Source organism: Zavarzinella formosa DSM 19928, from assembly GCF_000255705.1.
Classification (GTDB): Bacteria; Planctomycetota; Planctomycetia; order Gemmatales; family Gemmataceae; genus Zavarzinella; species Zavarzinella formosa.
This window is the reverse complement of record NZ_JH636441.1, coordinates 1,048,705-1,068,634: the sequence shown is the minus strand read 5'-3', so window position 1 is coordinate 1,068,634 and position 19,930 is coordinate 1,048,705. Positions and strand designations below refer to the sequence as shown.

Annotated in this window: 16 protein-coding genes; 6 read left to right on the top strand and 10 right to left on the bottom strand. The window is 58.5% G+C overall.

Translation table 11 applies throughout. The annotated features are described in order from the left end of the window. Nucleotides 1-100: 100 nt before the first annotated feature. The 4 genes from BGIM_RS0121120 to BGIM_RS51610 form a co-directional block, all read right to left on the bottom strand. On the bottom strand, nt 101-889 hold the full coding sequence (locus BGIM_RS0121120) for a hypothetical protein (RefSeq protein WP_157369290.1): 789 nt from the start codon (nt 887-889) through the stop codon (nt 101-103). Nucleotides 890-1,129: 240 nt separating this feature from the next. Beyond that, nucleotides 1,130-2,119 (bottom strand): hypothetical protein, encoded by a 990-nt coding sequence (locus BGIM_RS0121115; protein ID WP_020471725.1) that lies wholly within the window; start codon nt 2,117-2,119, stop codon nt 1,130-1,132. Nucleotides 2,120-2,282: 163 nt separating this feature from the next. Continuing rightward, nucleotides 2,283-3,356: a zinc-binding dehydrogenase gene (locus tag BGIM_RS0121110; RefSeq protein ID WP_020471724.1), complete on the bottom strand. Its 1,074-nt coding sequence runs from the start codon at nt 3,354-3,356 to the stop codon at nt 2,283-2,285. A gap of 19 nt (nt 3,357-3,375) precedes the next feature. Further along, nucleotides 3,376-4,656, bottom strand: coding sequence for a DUF5690 family protein (locus BGIM_RS51610; RefSeq protein ID WP_020471723.1), 1,281 nt, complete (start codon nt 4,654-4,656; stop codon nt 3,376-3,378). Between the two features lie 176 nt (nt 4,657-4,832). Between BGIM_RS51610 and BGIM_RS0121100 the strand changes: the two genes are divergently transcribed. The 4 genes from BGIM_RS0121100 (at nt 4,833) to BGIM_RS0121085 (ending at nt 7,605) form a co-directional block, all read left to right on the top strand. Beyond that, complete coding sequence (locus BGIM_RS0121100) at nt 4,833-5,846, top strand: glycosyltransferase (RefSeq protein WP_052639914.1); 1,014 nt, start codon at nt 4,833-4,835, stop codon at nt 5,844-5,846. After that, nucleotides 5,843-6,547, top strand: a complete 705-nt coding sequence (locus BGIM_RS0121095; protein ID WP_020471721.1) for a class I SAM-dependent methyltransferase — start codon at nt 5,843-5,845, stop codon at nt 6,545-6,547. Before BGIM_RS0121100 ends, BGIM_RS0121095 begins: the two co-directional genes overlap by 4 nt. 162 nt (nt 6,548-6,709) lie before the next feature. Continuing rightward, the gene (locus BGIM_RS0121090; protein ID WP_157369289.1) at nt 6,710-6,868 is read left to right on the top strand and encodes a hypothetical protein; all 159 of its coding nucleotides are present in this window, start codon (nt 6,710-6,712) and stop codon (nt 6,866-6,868) included. Nucleotides 6,869-6,936: 68 nt separating this feature from the next. Then, nucleotides 6,937-7,605 (top strand): dioxygenase family protein, encoded by a 669-nt coding sequence (locus BGIM_RS0121085; protein ID WP_020471719.1) that lies wholly within the window; start codon nt 6,937-6,939, stop codon nt 7,603-7,605. On the opposite strand, the gene BGIM_RS51605 is transcribed toward BGIM_RS0121085, so the two are convergent. Together BGIM_RS51605 and BGIM_RS0121075 are read right to left on the bottom strand one after the other, a co-directional pair. Further along, complete coding sequence (locus BGIM_RS51605) at nt 7,586-8,518, bottom strand: ATP-grasp domain-containing protein (protein WP_020471718.1); 933 nt, start codon at nt 8,516-8,518, stop codon at nt 7,586-7,588. The two genes, BGIM_RS0121085 and BGIM_RS51605, sit on opposite strands and share 20 nt — an antisense overlap. Next, entirely contained in the window at nt 8,515-10,818 is a 2,304-nt protein-coding gene (locus BGIM_RS0121075) for a TolC family protein (protein WP_020471717.1), read from the bottom strand. The genes BGIM_RS51605 and BGIM_RS0121075 overlap by 4 nt, the downstream gene beginning before the upstream one ends. Before the next feature lie 404 nt (nt 10,819-11,222). On the opposite strand from BGIM_RS0121075, the gene fhcD reads away from it, so the two are divergent. Further along, a complete protein-coding gene (fhcD, locus tag BGIM_RS0121070; protein ID WP_029630237.1) occupies nt 11,223-12,116 on the top strand; it encodes a formylmethanofuran--tetrahydromethanopterin N-formyltransferase in 894 nt (297 codons plus the stop codon). Nucleotides 12,117-12,200: 84 nt separating this feature from the next. Here fhcD and BGIM_RS0121065 read toward each other — a convergent pair whose 3' ends face one another. From BGIM_RS0121065 to BGIM_RS0121055, 3 genes are all read right to left on the bottom strand, one after another. Then, the gene (locus BGIM_RS0121065; RefSeq protein WP_020471715.1) at nt 12,201-12,902 is read right to left on the bottom strand and encodes a sugar transferase; all 702 of its coding nucleotides are present in this window, start codon (nt 12,900-12,902) and stop codon (nt 12,201-12,203) included. Between the two features lie 136 nt (nt 12,903-13,038). Continuing rightward, the gene (locus BGIM_RS0121060) at nt 13,039-14,277 is read right to left on the bottom strand and encodes a glycosyltransferase family 2 protein (protein ID WP_020471714.1); all 1,239 of its coding nucleotides are present in this window, start codon (nt 14,275-14,277) and stop codon (nt 13,039-13,041) included. A gap of 375 nt (nt 14,278-14,652) precedes the next feature. Continuing rightward, nucleotides 14,653-15,915, bottom strand: coding sequence for an efflux RND transporter periplasmic adaptor subunit (locus BGIM_RS0121055; RefSeq protein ID WP_084759962.1), 1,263 nt, complete (start codon nt 15,913-15,915; stop codon nt 14,653-14,655). Nucleotides 15,916-16,477: 562 nt separating this feature from the next. Between BGIM_RS0121055 and BGIM_RS0121045 the strand changes: the two genes are divergently transcribed. Next, nucleotides 16,478-18,922 carry a hypothetical protein gene (locus BGIM_RS0121045; RefSeq protein WP_157369287.1) on the top strand — a complete coding sequence of 815 codons (2,445 nt, stop codon included), beginning with the start codon at nt 16,478-16,480 and terminating at the stop codon, nt 18,920-18,922. Nucleotides 18,923-18,940: 18 nt separating this feature from the next. Here BGIM_RS0121045 and BGIM_RS0121040 read toward each other — a convergent pair whose 3' ends face one another. Continuing rightward, a complete protein-coding gene (locus BGIM_RS0121040) occupies nt 18,941-19,810 on the bottom strand; it encodes an alpha/beta hydrolase-fold protein (RefSeq protein WP_020471710.1) in 870 nt (289 codons plus the stop codon). Nucleotides 19,811-19,930 lie beyond the last annotated feature (120 nt).

The window sequence follows — 19,930 nt, the reverse complement described above, 5'->3', positions numbered from 1 at the left end:
GCCGGAAGGTTGGTGTTCAAAAACCCGGTCGGGGAATTGTGGAAAGACCGTGTTGGAAATGAACCGGGCCGTGCGTCACGCCCCGGTTGGCGGATAATCATTATTTCATCGGCTGGCCGGTCGATTGTTGGACGGATGAGCGAAGTTCTTGCATCTGGCGGTTCATCTCGGCCGTCAGGCGTTGCAAGCGTTCTTGTTGTTCGGCAAGCGTCATCGGCGCCGGGGGTTCGAGAGTGAGTCGAACGGCTGGCAACGTTTGCACATCCGAAGCGGCAGGAATGTTGGGGACGGTAGCGGCGGGAATGTTGGGGACGGTGACTTGGTAGTCCACGGGCGTCACCTTCGGGGCGGGCAACGACTCGCGGGCGGCCAGTTCGGCGGATTGTCGGCGTTTCATCTCGTCAATTTTAGTCTGCGTCGCCATCACTCGTTGAATCTCTTGATCGACTGCTTGCAGCATCGCCTGTTGGTTCGACTGAATTTCCTTGATGTATGCCTCGGCGGTGGCCATCGAAACAGGCGATTGGGCGGGTGAAGGCTCACTCGTGCGGAACGCTCCCGCCCCTTCATGGACGGCTTTCGGCAGCGTCGGGGGGGCGGCCGGGTTTTTCGGCGTCGGCAATGTCTCCGAAGGAACCACGGAAGGACTGGGGCTCGCCGGAGGAATGATCGGGTCCAGCTGCGGCATTGGCGTCTGGATCGGGGAGATGGGAATCTGCGTTTCTTGCGCCGGGCTCATCGCCTGTTGTTGGGCGGGAACCATGCCTTGAACGGGATAGGTCATGCCGCGAGATTCGCCGGGATTGAGAATCACGGGCCTCGACGTTTCACAACCCGTGGCTGCCCACATTACCGGCGCCGCCAGCATCAGCAGTGCAATTCGTGACATGGTCAAACCCCGCATTCGAGAGCCAACAGGCACAATCATCCCATCCCTAACATCGGCATATCACTGTGGGGAAATGAAGAGTGTTTTGGTGGAATCGAAGGGGTTTGAGGGATTGCATGAGATGCGCCGCGTTTGCCCGCCGTGGTCGTCTGTAAAAGCAAACGCCTTGGGGCATGACGATCCGGGCAAGATCGTCATGCCCCAAGGCGTTTGCTACCGATCCGATTCGGCGACCGGGTTTCAGTTCCCCTTGCCGGAGAGTTGCCTCACGGTGCGGTTGAGTTCCAAAATCTCCCGGTTCAACTGTTCCATCTGCTGGAGCAGTTGCTCCGGCACGGGGCCGTTTTCGGACATCGGGATCTTGGTGGCATTCGGCGGCATCTGCATCGGGTTGGCCGGGCGGGATGTCGGCAGGGCCGGCACAGGAACCGGCGTCGCCGACTCGCCCCGTTCCGGCAGGCTCTTCAGGCGGGCTTGGCGCAGCGTTCCCTCAAGTTGGGTCATCGCATTCATGTCGGCTTCCTGCATCGAACGCAGGGCGGCCAGCGTGGCGAGTTTCTTTTCCAGCGTCTGTTGGAAATTCCGGGAGTCGGCCGCTTGGGCGTTTAACAGCGATTCCAAGTGGTAAAGAGTCGGATCGTTGCCGGCTTTGGAAGCGGTCGGAGCGGCGGGGATGGCGACGGCGACTTCCGGTTGGACGGCCGGCGTGGCGTTGGTGTAGACGGGAGTCGATTGAACCGGGGCCACCGTGTAGCTTTGGCCGCACTTGGTGCATTTCGGATCGCCGCACGTCGGAGCCGGAGTCTGGCAAACCGGCTTGGCGCGGAGCAGACAGCATTTCGGGCACTTCGGATCGCCGCAGGTCGGGGCCGGAGTCTGGCAGACCGGTTGCGGAGCGCAAACCGGCTGGGGAGCGCAAACCGGTTTGGGTTCGCACACGGGTTTGCATTTCAAACAGCCCGCCCCGTGGGAGCAATGGCTCTTGGTGTTCCAACCGCAATCCGGCGAAACGGTCCCGCTCACGAGAATGTACTGCTTTTCGTGAATACACAGCCGTTGCAACAGGCGGTTCCAGCAACAGTCCTTGGGTCCGCCATCAACGGGGAGGCAGATTTGGGCCGTCTTCGGAGGACACGCTTCTGTCGGACAGGGAACTGATTGTTGAGCCATTCCAATGGCGGGAATAGCCAACATTCCGCAGGCGAGCCAGGCAAGTCGAGTACTGAACATTGAACGCCTTTCCATTTGAGAGTCGTCGCTTACCTCCTAATTCGTCGTCTTGAAGTGGGGTGAGAAGGGATTTGCCAGATAACCGGGCCAACTTCATTTACCGATCCACGCAAAACCGTCAGTTTTAACCCATTTTTTCCATTTCCAACTTTGACGATGTTTCTCAACATGAAGGCCGGACACCCACCCGCAGCACGCCGGGGGAACGGGCATGAGCAAAGGCGGCATCAACATCGGACAGGGGGAACCACTTGCTGACAAGCGAGGCAAAAGGATATTCGGGGTGAGAGTCCAAAAATGAGAGGGCATCCCCCAAGTCAGTTGGAGTGTAGTTGTGGATGCCAAACAGGCGAAGATGCCGACGGATGAACTGTTCCGGATCGATTGGCAATGACGGGCCGGGGAAGACGGCCCCTGCGAGAACATACGTGCCGCCGATGCGGATGGCCGCCAAACCGGCGGGCATGGCGGCGGCGGCCCCGGAGAACTCGAAAGCCATGTCGAACCCGTAGCCGGAAGTGAGAACCTTGGCCGCCTCCGAAACTTCTTCCGGGGAGACGGCACTCTCGGCTCCGAACTGTTTCGCCAACTCCCGGCGGCTTGGAGTCGGATCCGCGCATAGCACTCTTGCCCCGGCGGTGTGGAGCATTGCGCAGGCCGTCAGGCCGAGCATTCCGGCTCCTTGGACCAAGGCTGTTTGCCCCGCCAGAGTTTCCGCGACGCGAAGGGCCGCGACAACGGTGGCCGTCGCACAATTCGCCGGGCTGGCGACTTCATCGGGAAGAGAGTCCGGAATGCGGAAAACGGCCGATCCCGCCCGGAGAACGACGACGGATGTCAAGCCGCCATCCGGTCGGCCGTCGAACTTTGCATGTCCGTATTTCAGGAGTCGTTCGCACTTTTGCGGAAGCCCGCGATTGCAGAAGAAGCAGTGGCCGCAGTTCACCGCCACGGACCATGTCACCCGGTCACCGATGGAAAGCGGCTTCCCGGTGAAATCTGTCCGGGGGGCTTCCGGCCCGAACTCGCAGACCCGGCCGATCACCTCATGGCCAAGCACCGTCGGCACCGCCACCTGTCGATGTCCCGCGCATGTGTGCAGATCGCTGCCGCAGATGGTGCAACCGGTGACATCAACAATCATCTCCCCCGGCCCGGCGACCGGCTTGGGAATCACACAGATGTCAAACGGCTGGCCGACGGCATGAAACAAGGCGACGGTGGCTTCAGGGATCAAGGAACGGCCTCGGGAAACGTCAGGTGGATTCTGCGGCTAATTCTATTTGTTGCTGCCGTCGTCCGAAGAATGTCCAGGCAACGGCGAGGAGAAGCAGCGAGGCGGTGGCCACTCCAAAACTGACCAATCGGAACAGACCCAAAACATCCCCGGTTTTCCCCCATATTTCGCGGGAGATCATCACGCCGACATATCCCAGGTAGCCGATGGCGTCGGCCAACGTGAGCAAAAAGCCAATGTTTCCCCGGTCGCGCGTCATGGCGATCAGTCGCTCAAACACAGTGGTGTGCATCGCCACATAAGGGACATACAAGCCAAGCCCGACCATCACCATGTAGGCGAACCCATCCATTCCCGATTCAACGACAAAAAACGAAGCAATCACAATTCCGCAGCCAAACATGGCGATTCCGAGAGATGTGAAAAAAGCCCGCCGGCTGTCCCGGATGGCGAACGTGATCCCGTTCACCAAGGTGACGCCGAGCAGTACCCACAATTCGGATTTGGTGTACAAACTGGGCACGGAGGCATAGCCAAGCCCCTTCCAAATCTCCGGGGCATAGTCGGCCCGCATGCTGCGGATGATGGTCACCAACAGATAGGTCACCAACAACCCGGTCAGACCGATTCCGTGCCGGCGCACAAAATCCCGACGAGCGTCCCGGTTCATGGGCGCCCGCTCCCCCCGCTGTTTCACATCGATCGCGTTTGGCGGGGGAATTTGGGTGAGCATCCAGATGAACAACATCATTGGCACGCCAAACACCAACCCGGCGGCGAACGGCATCCACATTTCGGGAACGCCGTCTTTCAGCAGATAAGTTCCCACGGATTTGGTGACGCCGTCCGCAAGGATAAAACTGGCGCACAACCCGGCGACGAGGGCTTCCGTCACGGTGCGGCCCTCCAGAAAACCAAGCACCATGCCAAAGACCATTCCGAGCGGCAGGCCGTTGAGAAACAAAAACAGAAAGTTATACGGCGGCGGGACCAATCCAAAACCAAGCAGGGCCAATTCCGCAAACACGACGCAGCCGAGAATCCCCAACGCCCGGCGCGAGGGGGAGAGTTCGGAAACGACTTTCACCCCGATGAATTTGGACAACATGTACCCGATCACCTGTGAAGTGACCAGAACCGTCTTGAAGCCGATATCCAGAAAGGAAAAATCCGTGTAAGCGCCGGCGGTGAACGGTTTGCGGAACCCGTACATGCAAAAATAGGTCCCGAAGGCTGCAACGATGCACCAACCGGACAAGTAAAGCGGTCGGCCGGACAACCATTTCGAAAACGAACTCACGCGGTTTGCTCCCGGCGGGATTGGAGAGGAGCGGTTTCTATCTTGGTATGGGAGAAGGGTTCACACAAGCGTGAAGTTACCGGGAAGACAGCCACAAGGGGCAATTTTTCAGGTCAAGGACGAATTTCTTCCTCATCTTGGCCGCCCGGTCGGACGAATGAGCAAAGGTCATTCAAGTGGAAACCGTTTACGCCGCCCGCTATATCCACCCAATGCAGAATTCGTCCGTCATTATCATCATTCCCGTCTTTAACGATTGGGAAGCGGCGAGACTTCTCCTCGGCCAAATTTCGGAGACCGCTGGCCGGGAACAGTTATCCCTCAGCGTGTTGCTGGTCAACGACGGTTCGATTGAAGGGCCGCCGCCAGGATTCGGCCGGGTGGCCACTCTTCCGAATCTTGCCGAAATCCGGGTGATGAACCTCCGGGGGAACCTCGGCCATCAACGGGCCATCGCCATCGGCGTCACCCATGTGGCGGTCAACTGGCCGTGCCGACACATCGTCGTGATGGATGGCGACGGCGAAGATTCTCCAGATGATGTGCCCCGGCTTTTAAAGCGGGCTATCGCCGAGGGGGATCGGAAGGTGGTTTTCGCGGAACGGGTCCGGCGATCCGAAAACCTCCGCTTTCGCGCCGGCTATCAGATTTATCGATTCCTGCATGGATTGCTCACGGGGCACAAAGTCCGCGTCGGGAACTTCAGTGTCGTGCCGCATGTGCTGCTCAACCGGCTCGTGATTCAGGCCGATTTGTGGAACCACTATGCGGCGACGATTTTCAAATCCCGGACGCCCCATGTGATGGAACCTTGTCCCCGCGCCAAACGGCTGGAGGGGCAATCCCGCATGAACTATATCGCCTTGGTGATCCACGGACTCAGCGCGATGGCCGTGTTCGCGGATCGTGTCGGCGTGCGGTTGTTGATCGCCAACATGATTCTCATCATGCTGGTGCTGGGCGCGATGGCGGCAGTGGTGGGCGTTCGCTTCGGCACCGATCTCGCCGTGCCGGTCTGGGCGACCACGGCCTTCGGACATCTGGCGAATTTGCTGTTCACCAGCATCGGCTTGTCCATCGCTTTTCTGTTCATTATTCTCGGGTCACGCAGCGCCGCCGGTTTTCTGCCGATCCGCGATTATCAGTATTACATCGCCGAAGTTATCACCCTCATGCCGGGAGACTCATGACGGACCAATTCTCTTATGTCGGCACGGAGTTGGAACTCTTCGGGAACGCCCGGAACTGGAAGGCGTACTGGACCTCCTGTTTGCGGCCCTTCGTGACCGGCGATGTGCTGGAGGTGGGGGCGGGCATCGGCCTGACGACCAAGGCGCTGGCGACAGGCAAGGAACGAAGCTGGACCTGTCTGGAACCCGACGCGACGATGGCCGCCGAGATCGCCACCCGCACGGACCTGCCGTTGACGCCCAACATTATTGTGGGAACCACGGACACGTTGCCGCCCGAACCGCAGTATGACGCCATCGCTTATATTGATGTTCTGGAACACATTGAGGATGACCACGGCGAGATGGCACGGGCGGCGAAACTGCTCCGGCCCGGCGGGCATGTGGTGGCCCTCAGCCCCGCCCACCAGTTTTTGTTTTCGCCGTTTGACAAGGCCATCGGACATTATCGACGTTACACCTGCCGGACATTCGCGGACACCGCGCCGCCGGAACTGATCCGACGGCGAGTCGCCTATCTGGACAGCCTTGGCATGATCCTTTCCTTCGGGAACCGGATGGTGATGGGCCAGTCGATGCCGACGCCGAAACAGATCGCCTTCTGGGATGGCCAGGTTGTCCCCAAATCTCGTTGGCTGGACAAGTTGTTCGCCGGCCGGCTTGGCAAATCGGTCATCGGCGTGTGGCAAAAAACCGGATGAGATTTGATGAGGGCGGAATAAAACGTTGAACGTGAAATGAGCGCCCCCTTGAAATCTTATCCGGAATGGGTGACACTGTAACACGACGAATGATGGGCCGGGAAAGCGAGGCGGGTCATGGTCTTCGCGGTGCAATGTCCGGAAGCGAGATGCCGAAAGTTCATGCTCGTGGAAGAACATGATCGTGGCAAGATCGTGCCCTGTCTGATTTGCAAGACCCCGATCCGGGTGGGCGATTCGGCTTCCAATTCTTCGGCTGAACGCCAAGACCGCCCGGAGTTGAGTCCCAAAATTCGGCCCGTCGGCAAATACGCCCAATAGTATCGCCTGTCTTTGACGAGTCCTGTTACCTATTCATTTCCGTCCGTCTCTTCGATGGAGTCCGAATCATGAATGACATGCGTTTTGTGCCGTCCCGGCGGCTGTTTCTCGGGAGCGCCGGGGCCACGGCCCTGAGTCTGTTCACCGTGCCGGGAGCCTTCGCGGAGGCCCTCACCCGCACGCCCAAACAAACTGAAGGCCCCTTTTACCCGGACAAGTTGCCGCTGGACACGGACAACGATCTGCTCATCATCAATGACAGCATCACCCCCGGCGTCGGCGAGATTACCCATCTGACCGGGAAGGTGCTGGACTTGGATGGCAAGCCGCTTGGCAACTCCGTCGTCGAGATCTGGCAATGCGACAACGGCGGCGCCTACCGGCATTCCAAGACGGACAACGCGAACACCAAGGACAAAAACTTTCAGGGGTTTGGCCGCTTCACCACCAACAAAGACGGCGAGTATTACTTCCGCACGATCAAGCCGGTGGCCTATCCCGGCCGTTCGCCACATATTCACTTCAAGATCAAGCGGGGCGGCAAGGAAGCGCTGACAACCCAACTTTACATCAAAGGGGAACAGCGGAACGAAAAGGATTTCATCTACATGGGCGTGAAGGATGAGAAAGGCCGGGCCGCCTTGTGCGCGGACTTTGCCCCGATCAAGGAATCCAAGACTGGTGAACTCGCGGCCAACTTCAACATTGTTCTGGGGATCACGCCGGAAAGCCGGTGACTGTGCCGTCCGGGGTGAAGGCATAACCCTCATTCCGCCAAGCCACCGTCGTTTCTTCGCCGCGAACAATTGACAGGATCGCGGCCATCAAATTCGTGTCGGCCTTCGCCCGCAGGCCGACGTAACTGGTCGTGAGACGCGGGTTGATCTCGATGGCCCAATCCCGGCCATCGTCGCCAATCACCACATCGACCCCGACATACCCAAGTAATCCCGGCACACATTCGGCCGCCCGTTGGGCGATGTCCGTGGCCCGTTTCGACAAACCTGCATCGGTGATTGTTCGACCGCCCAGATAGGCAAAATACCCATCCTTGGAAAGCATCTGCTCGCACGGCCACAGCGGCCTCATGCCGGTCGGGCCGCATAACAAGGCAACACTCGCGGAAATTCCCTCAACATATTCTTGGGCAATCAACGGCCCGGCCCACATTTCGGCGAATATTTCCCCCGGCTTCAATAAGCGGGTGGCCTGCGACCCCGCGCCGTCACGGGGTTTCACGACAATTGGTGAGTTCGCGGGTTTGGCGTCATATTCCCAAGTGGACGGGGTGGGCACTCTGTGACGTTTCCACCAATCGAAGAGTAGAAGTTTGTCGCCAGTCAACCGGATTGCTTCTGGCGATGGCCCGAGGAGCGTGCCCCCGGCTTCGACGACTCGCTTGGCGAGGCCATGCAAAATGCCATCGAATTCCGGGGCGATCAAGAGGGTGTGAGTGGCATTGGTCGTTTGGGAAAGCAGTAGCTCGCGGGATGTGGCGATTTGACAGTCAACACCGGGCAATTTGCGAAGATCGGCCGTCACGGCTTCCAGCATCGCCCGGCCTTCGCGCAACAAAGAAGCGGAGAGCGACGCATGGTCGCCCCCCGCCCAAGTTACGGTGATCTCTTCGTAAACAAGAACCGAAATCACGGCCGGAACCGGGAGACCGGCACGGAGGGAATCGCATCGGCCGGGTTCAGGCTCGGCCCGATGGTCGAAACGCCCGGCAGGCTTTGCGGTTCCAGCGTGGTCATTGGCGTTCCATTGAGCGGCCGCATCACTTCTTTGCCCGCCGGCTTCGGAGTCGGCGCGGGCGTGGGCATCGGAGACGGCATGGGCAACGGAGCCGGCGGTGTCGTGCTCATCGGAGCGGGGCTCATGTTCGGATTCAGATTCGGCACCAGCGGGGTCGACATCATTCCGTTGAGCGCCGCCGGCAACGGCTGGCCCCCTTCGACCAACCCCGGCAGCGGGGCAGGCGTTTCCATGTCTTGCGGAAGCGTTGTGTTGCTCGCCCGTTCCCGCAGCGTGATGGCGGCGGACTTGGCCCCGTAATGATCGGCCGCCCGTTCGGCGACGCCCGGAGGCAAGGCCCCGTCCATGATCTGGATGTTGTTGAACGCGAGGATTGCCCCCTTCGAGTATTGGAACCCGGCGATCGCAACGTTGTAGTTGGCGATGGCCTGATGCTCGGCACGGATGGCATCCGCAAAGCGGTTCTGGGCGTCCAACAACTGAATCAGCGGATCTTTCCCGATCTTCACCCGCTCGAACTGACCTTCCAACTGCGTGCCAAGCGCGATCCGGCGTGCCCGCTGGAGCTTGATCTGCTCATATTGGAAAACCAGTTGCTGATAAATCGAGCCCATCAGGGACTCAGCCTTCCGCTCTTGGTTCTTGAGCGTGATGTGGCTGCGGGCTAGGTTCAGCTGGGCCACCTTAAGCTGGGCATGGGCGTCCCGCGTGCCCAACGGCATATCGAACCGGAGACCGAACTGCCAGTTGTTGAACTTGTTGTCCGCAAGGGTCGCCAAGGCATTGTTCGTGTTGTTGACAAACTGGCCGTTCACCAAGGTCGTCGTGGGGCCGGGGCCGTCCAGCCGCGTGCCGTTCGCGTTGATGTTGTAGTTACCGAAGAACCGCAAATCCGGCCGGATGTTGTTCTGCTGGAGCATGACGTTGAGTTGCTGGACCTTCAACTCATCACGGGCCACCGCCAGTTCGGGCCGGTTGTTCAACGCCTCGACGAGCGATGAATTGTAATCCGGTTTGTACGGAGCCAGCGTCGGGGCGTCGGCGGGGACAATCCGCTTGCCGTCCTCCAAGGTCATTCCAATAAGACCACGAAGCTGTCGTTCGGTTTCGATGACGTTTTGCAGGGCCGTCATATAGTTGAAGCGAAACTCTTCCAACTGGGCGCGGGCCTGGGCCACGCCTTGCTTGGTTTGCAAACCGGCGGTCTGCAACTGCTGGAGTTGGTCCCAAGTGATGTAACCCTGTCTCAGGGCTTGCTCGGCGGCGTATTTGGCAAAGTAGAACGCATAAAGCTGCCAGTAGGTCGATTCCACGTTCAGGATCATCAAGTTGACGTCCCGCTCGAACGTGCTGCGGGCCTGTTCCGCACGGATGCGGGTGACCAGGATGCCTTCTGTCCGGCCGCCGCTCGCCCGCGTGGTGAAGGTGAGCGATCCCGGATGGGCGGGAAGCAATTGGTTGATGTCGATCCCGTTGTCCCGGAGCAAGGGTTGCTCAAACTGGAACAACAGCGACGGTTGGTACGACGGGTTGATGGCCGCGAACCCGGCGGGGATGGCCCCGAGTTTCTGATAGTTGGTCAAGAAGGTGATGCCGGCCACGCCCCCGGTGGGCAGCGGTTTGAACAAACCGCTGCTGAAGGCCGCCAGATCCCCGTTGTTGAAGTTGTTGAAGACGTTCGCCACCAACTGGTCGGTCTTCTGCCAGCTCATGCTGGTGGTGATCCGGGCGTCGAACTTGGACAACGCCCCTTCGATGTCCGCGGCGGCGATGGCCGGGTCAAGGGCGAAGGCCCGGATGGAATCATCCCCCCCGCCCGCCGGCCGGAAGTTTCCGGTCAGGTCATCCTGGAAGAGGTTGCCGCGGCCCGAACCGGCCCCGAGGTTGCCAAAGTTGCTCCCTTGCTGGGTGCCCACGTTCCCGCGTTCCAACGCGAGGGCGAAGGCTTCCTGGAGCGTCATATACCGGGGCTCCCGGTTCGCTTCCAGCACCGTGGACGGCGCCTTGTGATCGGCGACATCGGGCGTGGCCACAATGTTCGGATTGGTGGCAAGATCCGGCGGCAAGCCGATGGATGTTGCGAGATCTTTGGTCTCGGGGGTCATGTACAATTGCTTCGTGCAACCGGTGGCCGACACGGCCATCACCGCCCCGAAGAGCCATTTCTTCCAGCGGTTGAGCATCAAACGCTTCATGACCGTCCCCCGTCGATCAGGCTGTCCCAAACACACGCCAGGCGTGCGACCGCATTCGCCGATAATCGGCGACGTTTTGCATCAGCAAAAGTGCGGCGTTCGTGTTGCCGGAGATTTCTCGAGCGGAAACCGAGGTGAGTGAACGGCGTCCGCCCCCCCGAGAATTCCCCGTGCGAAGGGAGCCGATACCGGATGTGGGAAATCACTGCAAGCCGAATCTGAGGAACAATTCACGTTTCCGGGCGGAATTTCTGAAGAGCCTGAAAAATGCGGAATTCAGCGAGCGCAGGAGATGAGACAAAACAAGCGTGTCTGGCCATCTTTCCGCTGTTGACCAATCGGGTTGTCATTCCATATTCCGCATTTTGATAAACCAATCGTGACCAAACTTTATGGGCAGGCTCATGATCGTTGGCGGAACCGAGATCGAGGATACCTTTGCCGAGGCATTCCCCATGACGGGTGCCCGGCTCGTGCTGACGGCCATCAACGATCATTGGGCAATGATCGCCGCCCGCGAGGCAACCGGATATGCGGCCAGTGTGATCGGGTGCGATGCCGAAGCCGCTGTGGAACGGGTTTTATCGCCGGATGAAACGCCGGACGGCCGGCCGGGGGTGAGCGTGCTGATGTTCGCCTTCAGCCGGGATGCCTTGCAAAAAGCCGTCATCAACCGGGTGGGGCAATGCGTGCTGACTTGCCCGACGACGGCCTGTTACAACGGCCTGCCGGTGACGGAGAAGAGCATCCGCATCGGGGGCAACCTGCGATTCTTCGGGGACGGCTGGCAATCCAGCAAGGTGTTCGATGGCCGCCGTTACTGGCGAATCCCGGTGATGGACGGTGAATTCACCTGTGAAGACGTGTTTGGCACGGTCAAAGGAGTGGCCGGGGGGAACTTCTTAATCCTGGCCCATACGCAGGAAATCGCCTTGCGGGCCGCCGAGAACGCAACCCAAGCGATTGCGAACGTTCCCGGCGTTATTTTGCCGTTTCCCGGTGGTGTCGTGCGAAGCGGCAGCAAGGTGGGGAGCAAATACAAAACATTGAAAGCCAGCACCAATCAGGCCTATTGCCCGACCCTTCGCGGCATCGGGAAATCGGAACTTCCTGATGGCGTGAACGCCGTTTACGAACTGGTGATTGACGGGTTGGATTTGTACGCTGTTGAAGATGCCACACGAGCAGGAGTTCAAGCCGCTTGCGGGCCAGGCGTCGTGCGAATCAGCGCCGGGAATTACGGCGGGAAACTCGGCCCTCATCACATTCGGTTGCACGAAGTGATGAGGAAGATTTAATCAGGCATAGACTTGTGATGATTCGAGGAAAACCCATCCGGTGATCAATAATCAATCACGCCGCGTATGAAGATGACTCACAGATTAGTAAGCGCCCTTGCCGCTGAGAACGGCGGGAACGGTGAGGACGATCAATCGGATGTCCATCCAAAAGTCGCGTTCGCGGATGTAGCGGATATCGAGTTCGACTTGCTGTTGAAAGTCGAGATCAGCCCGGCCGCTGACTTGCCAGATGCAGGTCAAACCGGGGGTGACGCCAAGGCGTTTGCGTTCCCGCAAATTGTATCGCTCGACTTCGGAGACAACAGCCGGCCGCGGTCCCACGAGGGTCATTTCGCCCGTCAACACATTCCAAAGTTGCGGAAGTTCATCAACGCTCGTTTTGCGAAGAATGCGGCCGACCCAAGTCACCCGCGGATCGCGGCACATCTTGAAAGTGATTGAGTTAGCGTGTTTGTTTTTCCGCATCAGTTCGGCCTTCTTGGCTTCCGCATCCATCACCATGGATCGGAACTTGTAGAAGTCGAACACCCGGCCGTTGCGGCCGACTCGTTTTTGACGGAAGAAGACCGGGCCGCCATCGGTGAATTTCACGCAAAGAGACACAATCAGAAACATCGGCGCCAGCACGACCAGCATGACGGAGGCGATCACAATGTCCGCGATCCGCTTGGCAGTCAGGTAGGCCGTGGATGGCCCCGCTGTCGAGCGGAGATACACGGGCAATAATTGCACCGTTGGCAGGGTGGTGCGAAACTGCGTTGCTGTTGTTAGAACGGCTGTCATCCGTCTCTCATCGTTGCGTTTTTTAACAAATTACGCTCAATATCCCCACAAGGGACACATGCGGTTTCATCCGCTGTTCCCGGACAAGTTGAAGATAGAGAATAATTGCCAGAATCGTAAAATTCAAGTGCAACTATCATGCCTTAACTTGAACTTCTTCTGCTGCGCGATCCGTTCGCACCCATTTTCGTTGCCGGGAAACAAGCATTTTCAGGTAAATCGGTATTTTCCATGCCACATATCCCGGCAGCAAAAGCAGTGTTTTCAACGGAACGGTCGTTCGACCATGTTTGATCCATGCGGCAAAAACCGACAATCCGGCGATCAAAATAGATCCCGCAATTTCCGCGCCGGGAATCCAGCTCCCGCCGAGTTGCCACCAAACCACGCATCCGGTGAACAATCCAATCGCAACCAGAACGAGCAAGGACAACGGCGGGACACCCAATTCCAACCCCAACCCGATCAAACCGGGTCGCGCTCTGAAAACTCCGGCCGCCAGCAACCGGGGTGTTCCATAAATCAGGGTGGCCACATGCCCGTGTTCCCACCGGGTTCGTTGTTTGATCGCGGCCCCCTTGTCCGGGGCGGCCGCTCCCCGCAATCGTACCGCCGGAATCAAGCGGGGGGCATAACCAGCGAGGGCGAGATCCACCCCCAACTTCATGTCTTCAACGATGTTCCCGGACCCCAAGTTGACTTTCCGAAGAGCCTCTCTTGGGAAAGCCATGCCCGTTCCGGTCAGGAGGCAGGGCAATCCCGCCCGGTGCAACCCAAGCGGGCGAATCTTGTTCTTCAACAGCACGGCGAACGCCGATAACTGGCGTTTCGGGTCCGATTCCTTGCCCGTGCCAATCAGGTAAACACCCTGAACCGGGCGTTGCAGACAATGAGCGGCCTCGGCCAGCCGATCAACGGCCCCGGCCTCCATTTCACAATCCGCATCCACCACCAGCACGACCGGCAATTCGGGGGGAAGCTGGCCCAATCCGTGATCGAGAGCAAAACCTTTTCCCCGGCGTTCGGCGTCGTGTCGCTCAGTCACTGTTGCCCCAGCTTCACGGGCCAAGGCAGCTGTTTCGTCGGTGCAATTGTCCGCCACCACCAACAAGACATCACCGGGCCGCAATTGAGATGTCAGGTTCCGCACAGTGGCCACAATTCCGGTGGCCTCATTGTGGGCGGGAACCAAAATGCCACATGTCGGCCGGTCCGCATTTAATGATTTTTCCGATCGGACCGGCAGTAACGACAATAACGCCTCTGCGGCCAGCACAAGCCACGGCACGGCCGCGAGGGCCATCAAACCGATGAGAATCCAGTCGCCGGGCGGCATCGTTGTTGAAATCCAAGTGACCGGGACAATCGATTTCACTTCTTGGGAAAGATATACGTCCTATGTCGGCCCGGCGCCGCCAGAACGATGTTTTTCAGCCGGATCATTAGAAATTCACGCAAGAGATTACGTTCCGGGAGGGATGGCGACCCCACGCGAGAGCGGATGACGGGGAAACAATGGAAAGCCCGGAAGGATTTGCCGCTTTGGAAATTGAAGAAAAAACGATTGTTAGCCCGTGCTGACGACAGAACGCAACAACAAAGACGTGGTGAAATGATTCAAGTCATTGACAGAGAATCAGGGGCCGATCTGCCCCCCGAACGGCAAAAGCCACGAGAGCCGAAGAATTTGGCCGGTCCAACACAACCAAAACACCGGCCGTCGTCCGCTTGGGCGCACATCGCGAAGGGATCACTTATCCGCACGGTCTTTCTGGGTTGTCGCAGCCTCTTCCGGCTTGCGAAACTCGTATTCCACCTTTTCTCCCTCCCGAATCTGCCGGACTCCATCGAGAACGATCTTGTCGGTCGCATCAAGTCCCTTCTTGATGACAAAAATGTCATCCACTTCGTGCCGGATAACGATCTCACGCCGATGTGCCACGTCATCTTTGCCAATGACGTAAACGTACCGCTTGTCGGCGATCTCGAACGTCGCCTTCTGGGGGATAACGATGACGTTGTTCAACTTCTGACCGATCAACACGGCACCACTCTGACCATGACGCAACAGGCGGTCGGGGTTCGGAAAATCCGCGCGGAAGGAGATGGTTCCGGACTCGTTGTTGAATTTCGCATCAATGGTGCCGAGCTTGCCCGTCTGGGGAAACTTGCGGCCATTCGCCAGCGCCAGTTCGATTGGCAATCCCTCCTTAAACTGTTCCTTGTCGGTCATGTATTCGAGGTAGCGGGCCTCGGACACATTGAAGTAAACCCACATCGTGCTGTTATCGGACAAGGTGGTGAGGACATCCCCATCCTTGACCAAGCTGCCTTCCTGTTGTTGCATGCGATCAACAATGCCATCGAAAGGCGCCCGGACGATGGTAAAGCCCAATTCGGCCTCGGCCAGCTTCGCCTTGGCTTGGGCCTTGGCCAGTTTGGCTTGGGAAAGTTCCATCTCTTGCTGAGAAACCACTTTTTGCTTGAACAATTTTTCGGTGTTGCCGAACTCGATTTGAGCAAGTTTGACCTCGGCCATCTCGGCATCCAGCTTTGCCTGATAAAGAACGGGCAGGACTTTGAATATCACATCGCCCTTTTTCACCGCCTGACCTTCTTTGACATGGACCGCCTCCAGATATCCCATCTGCAACGAACAGACATTGATGTGGCGTTGCGAGTGGATCTTGGCGACATACTGCTGGGCAATAACGACATCTTTCGTCAGCGGGCTGGTGACCACGATCTTGTGACGCTCCTGTCGGGGTTGTTCCCCCGTCTTGCTGAGAGTCTCAATTTTCTTGCGCAAAACCTCGATTTCCTTTTTGAGAGCCTCCACTTCCACATCACGGCTATCTTTGGGAGACGTCGGCTCACCACCCTTTGGCCGGAGAGTTCCTTGCTTGACGCCCGGTTCAACTGGGGGAGATTGAGCCAGGGCGTTTTGAGACGCAACAACGCCTCCGATGACTACCCACCCGAAAGCCCACACTTGCAATCGTGACCACCACATTGTGCATTCCCCCGTACGGCGAAAGCGGAAGAGAACTTAAAGCCGCTTTTAATAGTAACACCCTTGGCGAGGCAAAGAAAGGAGCTGCTGCTCACGGCGACGAACTGCTTGGGGGAACGCGGCATTCTTTGCGCACATCAGTCCGGCACGCCGCAGTCGTTGAGGAGGATTCATGCGAGAATCATCGACTTGATGTTGCGAAGGTATTTGATTGCTTGAATGACTCCGCAATAACCAAGTAACGCCATAATGCATGATTGCCAACTGAGCTTGGGAAGCACGCACGACCTAGTGGGTCATGACGCAAGGAATGCAGAAAACGCAGGAAAAATCGCATCAATGCAGGGAAAAGAAGGGAAAAACTACGCGATCATGCCCATGAACCCGACACCCACCAACCCGATTCGCACCATCTCGATCTCTCCTGTTTTTCAAAGACGCTGGCCTCGGCGGCGGCTGTTCATCATCGTCCGGCGTCTGATCGCCCATGATTTTTCATTACGCCCGTTCACGGCCGAATGTTAGACTAATCGTATCCGGAAGACCAGCAACGGGGGCCGACGTGTTGACGAGACCAAACGGAATTTCATTTCGCGGATCATTGGGTTTTCTGGCCGTTTTTGCCTGTTGGCTGAGTCTCTCTTCCCCAAATGCGCTTGCTCAAAAGAAGAAACAAACCGGCGATTTGAAGGCCCCGGAGCCGGGATATGTCTATCCGCCGGGCGGAAAGGCCGGAACGGTCGTTGATGTCCGGCTCGGCGGCTTTGACTGGACGCCTGATGTCCAGTTCTTTGCCCTTGATCCGCGTGTAAAAATCGAAACCACCGGCGAACAAGGGCCGATCATCGTGCCCCCGCCGCCGTATTGGTTCGGGGCGAAAAGCACACTGACCTCGGCCCTGCTCCCCCGTGAACAACCGGCCAAAATCACGCTGCCCGCCGGGATGCCAAGCGGGCCGGTTCGATGGGTGGTCGCCAGCGCCAGCGGGGCGGGATTAAAGACGGGCGTTTTCTGGGTCGGCAACGAACCGGAAGTGACCGAGGAAGCACCCTCGAAAGTCATTCAAAAACTTCCCGCCCTGCCCGTCACGGTCAACGGTTACCTGTCGCGGATCGAGGAAGTGGACCGTTACCGATTCTCGGTGGCGAAGGACGGCCCGGTCACCTGCGAATTGTTTGCCCGCCGGCTCGGTGTGAACATGAATTCGGCTCTTTCCGTGCGGGACGCCAAGGGAAATTTGGTTGCCGACGCCGTGGACACCGACGGGCAAGATTTGGCAGTCACCTTCGCGGCCGTCGCCGGGATGGAATACACCGTCAACGTCAACGATCTCGACTTTCGCGGCGACCGCTCATTCGTCTATCGGCTGGCGCTCACGCCCGGCCCCCAAGTGACGGCCACCATCCCGGCGGCGGGCAAACGGGGCGAGACTCGCGATGTGGAATTCGTCGGGCTGGGGCTGGCGACTGGAAAGCCAAAGCTGGAATCGGTCACCCGCAAAATCACCTTCCCCGCCGATCTGAAGATGGATGCCCTCGCTTATCGCCTTGAAACTCCTTTTGGAACAAGCCCCGCCTTCGAGATTCCCCTGAGCAACTTACCCGAAACACTCGCCGGGCCAATGGCGGGACAACCGATCACCCTTCCATCGGCCGTGACTGGCGTGTTCGATCAAGCAGTGACGGAAGCCCGCTTCCGTTGCGAGGGAAAGAAAGGGGACGTGTGGAATTTAGCGGCCGAGGCCCGGCGGTTCGGTTCGCCGTTGGATTTGACATTGGCCGTTCTCGGGGCAGATGGCAAAGAACTCGTGCGAGTCGAGGATTTGCCCGGAACAACAGACGCGGGACTGGCCTTCACTCTTCCGGCCGACGGGGTGTTCACGCTGGTCGTTTCCGATCAGTCCGGCAAACACGGCAACCGGGCGGCAGTGTGGCGGCTCTCGGCTGAAAAAGCCCCCCGTGATTTCACGCTTTCCACGGTGGCCCGGTTGAACGTGCCGCTCGGCACGCCGACCGATCTCACCGTGAAAGTTCTGCGAACCGGCGGTTTCAAAGACCCGATCACGCTCACCATCGCGGGACTTCCCGAAGGGGTGACAGCGCCGCCAAACTTGGTGATCCCGGCGGACAAACCCGAGTTGAAAATCACGCTGACTTCCCTTGAAACCGTCCCGGCGTCGGCCAGTCTGGTGACCATTACCGGAACCGGCGGGACGGGGGCCGAGGCTCTCACGCGGCAAGCATTCGCCCCGATCATCAGTAATCTTGGGGTGCGTTATCCGGAAGAAGAACGGACCACTTCGATCCTAATGTCCACAACTCTGTTGCCCCGACTCAAACTGGTGGCTGTGGAGGCCGACGGCGGCCGCAAAGTGCATCGCGGCAGCACCCACCCGGCCGAGGTGACACTCGAACGGCTCAACGATTTCAAAGGCGAGGTCAGCCTGCAAATGTCGGCAGCCCAATCGTATCAACGCCAAGGCATCACCGGGCCAGACATGATCGTGCCGGCCGAGGCCAATAATGCGTTTTACCCCTGCTTCATGCCGGAATGGCTGGAAACAACGCGAACATCCCGCATGGAATTGATCGGCGTCGTCAAAGTGCCGGACGCCAAAGGCCGCACTCGTTATCTGGCCACGCCGATGAGCGGCCGGATCACCATGTCCATCGAAGGATCGATTTTGAAGGTTGATGCGGGAACCAAGGAAGCCAAAATCAAACCGGGGGAAACCATTGATGTTCCGGTGTCCATTCTGCGGTCGCCGAAACTATCGGTTCCGGTGAAGTTGGAACTACGGCTCCCCGAAGGGCTAACCGGCGGGTTCAAGGCCGAACCGGTGACCGTCGCCCCCGGCCAGGCAACGGCCGTCTTCCGCATCACCTGCGACCCGGCCGCGAAACTCGATGGCGAGCATGTCCTCACGATCCGGGGAACCGCCCTCCAAGACGGCAAGTACGCGGTGGTTTCCGAGGCCAAAGTGACGGTTGAAGCGCCAGCCAAGTAGACCCGCGACATTGCGTACCTACTTGGCCGGAATTTCCAACAGGGATTCGACGGCTTCAAGCGCCCAACCGCTGTGCCAGTCGTGCTTGCGGGCCGGGCCGTCGCGGTAGTCATGGGGAATCTTCAACTGATCCATCAAGGCATGGGCCTTGCGATGTTCCTCGCGGAAATTCCCATACCCAAAAAGGACCAGCCGTTTCTCTTTACGAAGTTGCTCGGCCCCGGATTCCAACAATTTGCTGATTTGGTAACCGGCGAAGTTCGCCGGGGTGCCGAAGATGTCGCCGCTGCCGTAAAGGCCGGGCTTGTCCATCATCATCGGGGCATCCCAAGCGGCCGCCTTCCCGAACATCTCCAGGTTCCGCAATAACAGGCCATAGGCTCCCCAACCCGATTTGCTGAACCCCAGCAACAACCGGCCATCTTTCCCGGCCCGCGCCGGATACGCCTTGTCGATGAACGGGACCACCACTTTGAGGAAATGCGTCTCTTGCCGAATCTCTGGTTTCGTCGGGTGATCGGCATACCACGGCAACTGCGAGAAGGTCGGGGCGACAAAGAACGCCTGCCGTTTGTTGTGCAAATCGAGCTTTTTAATCTCCTTCAGCCCGCTTCCGTATCGGCTCTCCGTCCCGGCTTCGACGGGGAGAACATACACCACCGGATACTTCCGGTCCGGTTCCCGTTTGTCCGGCATCAGCACTTTGATGAGCGTCTTCCCGGCCTGATGCGGCGAAACGACTTCATGGACGAGAAACCCGTCCTCGTCTTTCGTCGCTTCAGAGACACGAGAGACCGGCGAGCTTTTCGATGGCCCCTCCTCGGCGAATGTCTGACACTCGATCTGGAAGATCATGACCAAAACGAGAACGGCCGATGTTTTTGACATGATGGCAACGATTGTTTGAACGCAAGCAAATAATACCCTTTCGGATCAATCTAGCCGTAACCATCCGAGGCAACCATCAAAGCACCGGCGGGTGTGTTTTGCATGAGTTCGCATTTTGGG

Coding starts and splice junctions, on each gene's coding strand:
- BGIM_RS0121120 (WP_157369290.1), bottom strand. CDS start 889: ATGTCACGAATTGCACTGCTGATGCTGGCGGCGCCGGTAATGTGGGCA.
- BGIM_RS0121115 (WP_020471725.1), bottom strand. CDS start 2,119: ATGTTCAGTACTCGACTTGCCTGGCTCGCCTGCGGAATGTTGGCTATT.
- BGIM_RS0121095 (WP_020471721.1), top strand. CDS start 5,843: ATGACGGACCAATTCTCTTATGTCGGCACGGAGTTGGAACTCTTCGGG.
- BGIM_RS0121090 (WP_157369289.1), top strand. CDS start 6,710: ATGCTCGTGGAAGAACATGATCGTGGCAAGATCGTGCCCTGTCTGATT.
- BGIM_RS0121085 (WP_020471719.1), top strand. CDS start 6,937: ATGAATGACATGCGTTTTGTGCCGTCCCGGCGGCTGTTTCTCGGGAGC.
- BGIM_RS0121075 (WP_020471717.1), bottom strand. CDS start 10,818: ATGAAGCGTTTGATGCTCAACCGCTGGAAGAAATGGCTCTTCGGGGCG.
- fhcD (WP_029630237.1), top strand. CDS start 11,223: ATGATCGTTGGCGGAACCGAGATCGAGGATACCTTTGCCGAGGCATTC.
- BGIM_RS0121065 (WP_020471715.1), bottom strand. CDS start 12,902: ATGACAGCCGTTCTAACAACAGCAACGCAGTTTCGCACCACCCTGCCA.
- BGIM_RS0121055 (WP_084759962.1), bottom strand. CDS start 15,915: ATGTGGTGGTCACGATTGCAAGTGTGGGCTTTCGGGTGGGTAGTCATC.
- BGIM_RS0121040 (WP_020471710.1), bottom strand. CDS start 19,810: ATGTCAAAAACATCGGCCGTTCTCGTTTTGGTCATGATCTTCCAGATC.